We start from the raw sequence: 7,124 nt of genomic DNA, 5'->3' as shown, positions 1-7,124 counted from the left end.
CATCGGTGACTGACAGCGCAGGGAATACATCTGCGCCGAGCACATCCACCACAGTCACGATTGATACGACCGCACCCGGTGAAGGCACCGGACCGGGCGACACCGATGAACTCCCGCTGGTTGAGATCCCGGAAGCTTCCGGCGGCATTGGCGAGGGAGAGCTGGCAGATGGCGTTGAAGTGCTGGTTATGCCGCCCACCGGCACTGAGCCCGGTGACACCATTACGGTGACCGTCACTCAGCCCGATGGCTCAACCACTGACGTTACCACCACAGTGCCTGACGGCTGGACGGGCGGTAGCAGCGTCTCTGTGACCGTTTCGCCGGAAGATTTGGGCGGTACTGGCGGCGGTTTACCTGCCGAAGGTGAATACACCATCACTGCATCGGTGACTGACAGCGCAGGGAATACATCTGCGCCGAGCACATCCACCACAGTCACGATTGATACGACTGCACCCGGTGAAGGCACCGGACCGGGCGGCACCGATGAACTCCCGCTGGTTGAAATTCTCGAATCCACTGGCGGCATTGGTGAGGATGAACTGGCGGATGGCGTTCAAGTGCTGGTTACGCCACCGACCGGCACTGAGCCCGGTGACACCATTACGGTGACCGTCACTCAACCGGACGGCTCAACCAATAATATTACAACCACGGTGCCTAGCGACTGGACGGGCGGTTCAACTGTTCCTCTTACATTGTCCTCAGAAGATTTGGGGAGCACCGATGGCAGCTTGCCTGCAGAAGGCAATTACACCATTACAGCAACCGTCACTGACAGCGCTGGAAATACCTCCGCTTCAAGCAGCAATATTGAATTTGTTGTCGATATCACCCCACCTGATGCGCCAACAGTCGATGAACTGGTGACCAACGATACGACACCTGTCATTACAGGCACAGCAACTCTTGGAGAGGGCGAAACGTTAACAGTGACATTGAACGGCGTCACCTATGAAAATGTGCCTGTAGAAAATGACGGTACCTGGAGTATCGAAGTCGCTGATGTCAACGCACTTACCGAGGGTTCATTTGACATCACAGCGACCACTCAAGATTCAGCAGGTAACACTAGCTTTGAGACGACGGGCCAACTGGTTGTCGATATTACCCCGCCGGATTCACCCGTTGTGTCTATCACCGACGATGTGAACAACGATGGGCTCGTTAACTCTGCTGAACAGGGCGCTGACAACGTTCAACTCTCTGTTTCTGTTGACCACGCCGACTTAACACAAGGCGGCTTTATCAGCGTCACTGTCAACAATGGCGGCGTATCAAACACCCTGAACTTCAAACTCAGTGCCGGGGCACTAACGTTTACAGACGACACCGCGGCCACAGGATACAGCTACAGTAACGGTGTGATTTCTTGGTCTGAGACTGTATCCTCCGGTGACACCCTTTCTGTCAGTGCAACACAAACCGACTTAGGCGGTAATGTTTCGGGATCCAGTGCAGATTCGGCAATTGTTACTGTCGCGACTGACGACACGTCTACCAGCCTTGAAGACACCACCAATAGCGGCAATGTTCTGACCAATGATTCTGGCAATACCAGCGTTGTGAGCTTCGTGGTAAATGGTGACACAACAACCTATAGCGCAGGCCAAACGGCTACCCTCAACGGCATTGGTACGCTGGTCTTGAGCGCCAACGGGGCTTACGTTTTCACCCCCAATGCAGATTGGAATGGCGCAGTTCCTGATATCACATACACCACCAACTCCGGTGACACAGCCACGCTCTCCATCACTGTGTCCAATGTTGACGATGCCGTGGATGCGATAAATGACAGCTACACCGTAGATGAAGATAGCACCCTGTCGCTCAACCTTCTGAGCAATGACCAAGCGCCAGATGGTGGTCTCGAGGTCACCCACATTAATGGCGTAGCACTGATTGGCGGAGCCCAGTCTATCTTGGTGGATAACGGTACTGTTCTTGTTGCTGACGACGGCAGTTTCTCCTTCCAGCCAGACGCTGACTACTTCGGCGCAGTGAGCTTTAACTATCAGGTCAAAGATGCTGACGGTGACATCGATACGGCGACGGTCAATATCACCGTGAACAGCGTGAATGACAATCCAGATGCCGTGGATGATACCTCAACGACAATTGACGCTGGTGCAACGGCAACGGGTTACACCGGTGATAGTATTGACTCCACTATTGTCGAAGGCTACGGAACGAATCGAGTCGACGATTCAGCCTACCTGACCACCACTCATGCAGATGGCAGTTACACAGTTGTCTGGCGTGGTTGGGAGACCGACTACTACGGCAACAACAAAGTTTTCCTGCAAAGTTTCAATGCTGATGGTTCACCGAAGGGTGACGAAGTCATGCTTGGAACCCGGGACAAAATCGAATCACCGCAGGTCACTCAACTCAATGACAGTGGCGATCTGCTTGTCACTTGGACCGGTTATAACAACACCGCCACACTAAACACCCACTCCTATGCTCAAGTCGTTTACGCAAACCCTGATGACTATGGTGGCGCCACCACTGGGCCTGAAATGGATCTTGGTTCTTCTTCTCTTAGAAGCGTCACCTCAGAGCATTCCGGTGATACCAGCATCATCGTGTGGCAAAACGGTTTCAACCTTTATATGCAGGAGCTTGATGCTTCGGGTAACAAAGTAGGCGGTGCTCAGGTCGTGGGTTCTGTCTCTGCCAATAGTAATGGCTATCCCATTGAGTCAAAGGCCGAAATTTCTGTGCTGGATAACGGCAACTACGTCATTTCGTGGAATCAAGGTTCCACAGCCACTGCCACCAATACCGTGATGCTGTCTCCTGACGGTGACAAAATTGGGAGTCAGCAAACGCTTTCCATTGGTGGTACCAACGGCAATGACGATAAAGAAACCAACGTTGTCAGTATTGGTGATGGCAAGTATGCCATTGTTGGGTCAAGCGGCGGCACAGTCCAAATGACATTGATGGATGCAGCCACCAACCAGCCGATACCGGATTCAACCCAAACACTTAGCGTTGCTGGCACATCCGGTAATGACAGGCCATCAATTACAAACGTCGGCACCGATGGAGAATTTGTCGTTGTTTGGCGTGGCATAGAAGATGGACAGTGGCACACCTACATCCAACATTTCGATGCCAACGGTGTTAAAGACCAACCGGTAGATAAGTTTGAGGCTCCCGGCGGGCATGGCCCAGCTAAGGTTGTTGGCGTCGGAGAAGATGGTGACTACGTGCTTGTCTGGAGTGCCGTCAATGCAGATGGAAACTACGATGTCTTTACCCAAAAATACAGCTCGGATGGGACCAAGATCGGCGAGCAACTCACGTTTACCGGTCAGCAACCAGATGTTAATGACCTGAATTTTGACATCATTCCTATTGGAACCGACGGCTCCTATGCCATTTCTTATTTGGGCACAGACTCTGCCGAAAATGGCGGTGAATACAGTATTTACATTGCACAGGTCGATGCTAATGGCAACAAAATCGTTGAGTATCCTGAAGGAAGTGTTGGCGATTTTACTATCACGACCGATGTGGTTATTTCATCCGGCTACTATTCCGTCACTTACAGCACAGGTACCCTTTACGCGAACGGCGTAGCCTATCCTAGTGGCAGTCAGGTACCTGCCGGTGAATGGGTAGACGTGAAGTTAGTAGGGGCAACAGGTGCAGACTATGACTTAGTGGTCACTGCCCAAGAACAAATCACCACCACAGAAGATACCGCCCTCACTATCAATACGTCAGACTTGCTGGCAAATGACATCGATGCCGATGGCAATACGCTGACCATTACATCGGTGCAAGACCCTCAAAACGGTACTGTTGTTCTAAATGGCGATGGCACCATCACCTTCACCCCAGATAGCAGCTATCATGGCCCAGCCAGTTTCACCTATACCATTAGCGATGGACAAGGTGGGACCGACACGGCCACAGTCAATCTTACTGTGCTTGACGTCACCGCTCCCACAACAGGTGATGGTGAAAATGCCATCAACTTTTTGGATGGTGGTAACGAACGAATCAGCGATTCCGAGTCCACCAACGTCCCACTATCCGGGAAGGTGGATGTCGGCAGTACAGTCAACTCGATAACGATTACCGATGGCACCAATACCATTACTGTCGATTCGGCTGATATTACGGTGGCTGCGGATGGCACAGTATCCGTTACAGGCCAAGACCTTTCTAGCCTTAATGACGGCACATTGACTGTCACCATGAATGTCACCGATAGCTCTGGTAATACTGGCGATGTCTCCGACACGACGGTGATGAATATTGCCGGACGGGAAGCCTTTAGTTGGGCACTACTTTCAGACCCTGATAATGACGGTACCACCGTTGATGGTGGCGACAGCCTCGCTGGATACACATCTTCTCCCATAAACACGGGCACTGTTGAAGTCACGTTCAGTAATGATGGACTCCTAGGCACCTCACCTTCTGGTGATGTCGATGGTGCCACAACATTTCAAAAGTTTTCCCCCGTAACGGCAGGGCTGGATAGCGGCTCAGGAACAGTGAATACCGACAGTGCCCTGCGCACTGGGTACCCAGACACCAATAATGGAAACACTTCAACCATTGATTTCTCTTCTGAGGTAACCAACGTTCAATTCAGAGTCTCTGACCTTGATGTCTATGACACGGTTAAAGTTCTGGCATTTGATGCAGATGGAAACCCTGTCAAAGTTACTATCTCACCAGGGGCCATGTTGACGGTGTCAGATTCCGACGGCGTCAATGGTAATGACACCGTCGCAGGTCCAGGTTCTGGGGGCAACGCACTGGGCACAGACCCAGACTATTCAGCACTCATCACCATTGCCGGGCCTTTGAGTAGTCTTCAAATCATCCATTTAGAGGGACCTGGGGTCGTCATTTCAGATATCTTATTTGATTCTCCCGTCATCAAAACTGTTGATGATTACGCCTCCACTGAAGAGGATGTCACGCTAAGTGGAAATGTGCTCGACAATGACTCTGGCGATATCAGTGTCGCCAGTTTCTCAGTAGCTGGCTCATCAACCGTTTATACCGCAGGTCAAACAGCTTCCATTTCCGGTGTCGGTACCTTTGAACTTGGTACTAATGGCGGGTATACCTTCACCCCAGAGCCTGACTGGAGTGGTGTCGTACCCGCAATCACCTACACGACCAATTCCGGCGACACTGCCACCATCAATCTGACCGTTACCCCAGAGTTCATCGACGCAGTAGATGACAGCTACACACTGAGTAATGGAGCACCGGTAACCCTTGATCTCTTGAGCAACGATACTGCAACGGGTAGCGAGATTACCCAAATCAACGGGGTGACTTTGACTGGCAGCGCGCAAAGTATTGCTGTGGATAATGGCAATGTCGTCATTGCCAGCGATGGCAGTATCAGTTTTGTCCCTGACACCAATTTTTACGGACAAATAGCGTTTAACTATCAAGTCGAAAGTGCAGATGGAGACACTGACACAGCAACAGTCACGGTCGCTGGAGATGCCGACAAACCCACGTTGTCTATCACCAATACAAACACTAACAATGAAATGGAAGAATCGCAGTGGGCCCAATTTACGATTTCACTTACCGACCCTGTTGCTCAGGCGACAAAGGTGAAAGTCAGCGTACTCACTGACAACGGTTCAGGTATTACCGACCAAGATTTGGGAAGCTATCAATACTGGACAGGCTCAACATGGGCCCATTTTAAAAGTGGTAGCCAACTCACTTTTGATGCGTTTCAAACTGAAATCAAAGTACGCGTTCAGCCTATAAACGACAACACCGTTGAAGCTAGTGAAACGCTAACCATTTCAGTGGAGCCCGCCCCCTCAGAAACCAACATTAGCTCAGGAAGTGCGCAAGATTCCGTCCTGATAACTGATCACGGGGTTTACGATACAAGTGGGAATGCGTCTGGTTATTTGCATTGGCATATTGATGAAGACGGCATCCAACATGTGAACGGCAATGGCTGGCATCCTAACGAAAAAGTCACCCTTTCTGGTCCGGACGGCTCTGAGCACATCGTCTATGCGAACAGCGTTGGTAATTTTCATCTTGAGCAGGCAGATCTTTTCACCGCGGCGGGAAATCTCACCGCCAGTGGCGAAAGCTCCGGTAACGCAACACGTTTTATCACCCCCAGCATCACCCCCATCATTCTCGACTTGGACGGCGACGGCATTGAAACCAGCGATGTCACAGAAAACCCTGTCGCCTTCGACTACGACGGTGATGGACAAGCCGTCAACACGGGCTGGGTGTCAGGCGGGGATGGTCTACTGGTTCACGACATCAACCAAGACGGTGAAATCAACGACGGTTCAGAACTGTTTGGTTCGAACACAGAACTCCAAGATGGAACGACAGCCACCGATGGCTACGAAGCCTTAGCCCAGCATGACACCAACTTAGATGGTGTCATTGACCAAAGCGATGCGATTTACTCTGAGCTCGGTGTTTGGGTCGACAAGAATATGGATGGCAAAACCGACGAAGGCGAACTCCTTAGCCTCGAAGATGCGGGCGTCGCTTCAATCAATTTAGATGCACAAACCGGCGACGATACCCAAAACAACAATGTTTTAGGTAAAACATCCACTTACACCACCACTGACGGTGAAGAGCGTGCCGCTGCAGATGTGTGGTTTGCAACTCAAGTCGCCGACGAAGAGGAGACCAACCTTGCTGGATTGGTAGAGGAAAACAGCATCAGCGGATTGGACAGCAGTGAACTCGTTTGGCACAGCGAAGATGTTTCATCACAACCCGCCTCCGACACCATCACTGACTTCACTGTTGGGGAGTCAACGTTAAACCTTTCCGACCTCGTCACAGATAGCCAAGACAACCTTCTCAGCGAAGACAATGTTGACTTGTTTGAACAGGACGGGTCATTGGTGCTCAGAGTCGATACAGACGGAGACCACGCATGGAATCAGGAAATTATCCTTCAGGACGTCTCATTAAACGACATCGCTGATGAGAACGGCATGATTAAGAGCGGTGTGTTTGGTGACGACAGCGTCAAAGAGTTGTTCCAAAAAGCGGCGTCTACAGATGTTGTTGAAAACTCACAAACCCATTTAGACGATCCAACTGTCGATCACTTCTAGAGGAAGGCA

At 51.1% G+C, this 7,124-nt stretch carries 1 protein-coding gene; it reads left to right on the top strand.

The annotated features are described in order from the left end of the window. Window positions 1–7,115: SPM autocatalytic domain-containing protein (locus G5S52_RS12565; protein WP_165014000.1), on the top strand; the 7,115-nt coding region annotated here is incomplete at its 5' end. Window positions 7,116–7,124: the final 9 nt, after the last annotated feature.

The sequence above is a fragment of the Grimontia sedimenti genome, from assembly GCF_011045095.1.
Taxonomy (GTDB): Bacteria; Pseudomonadota; Gammaproteobacteria; order Enterobacterales; family Vibrionaceae; genus Enterovibrio; species Enterovibrio sedimenti.
This window is presented reverse-complemented; position numbering and strand designations above follow the sequence as displayed.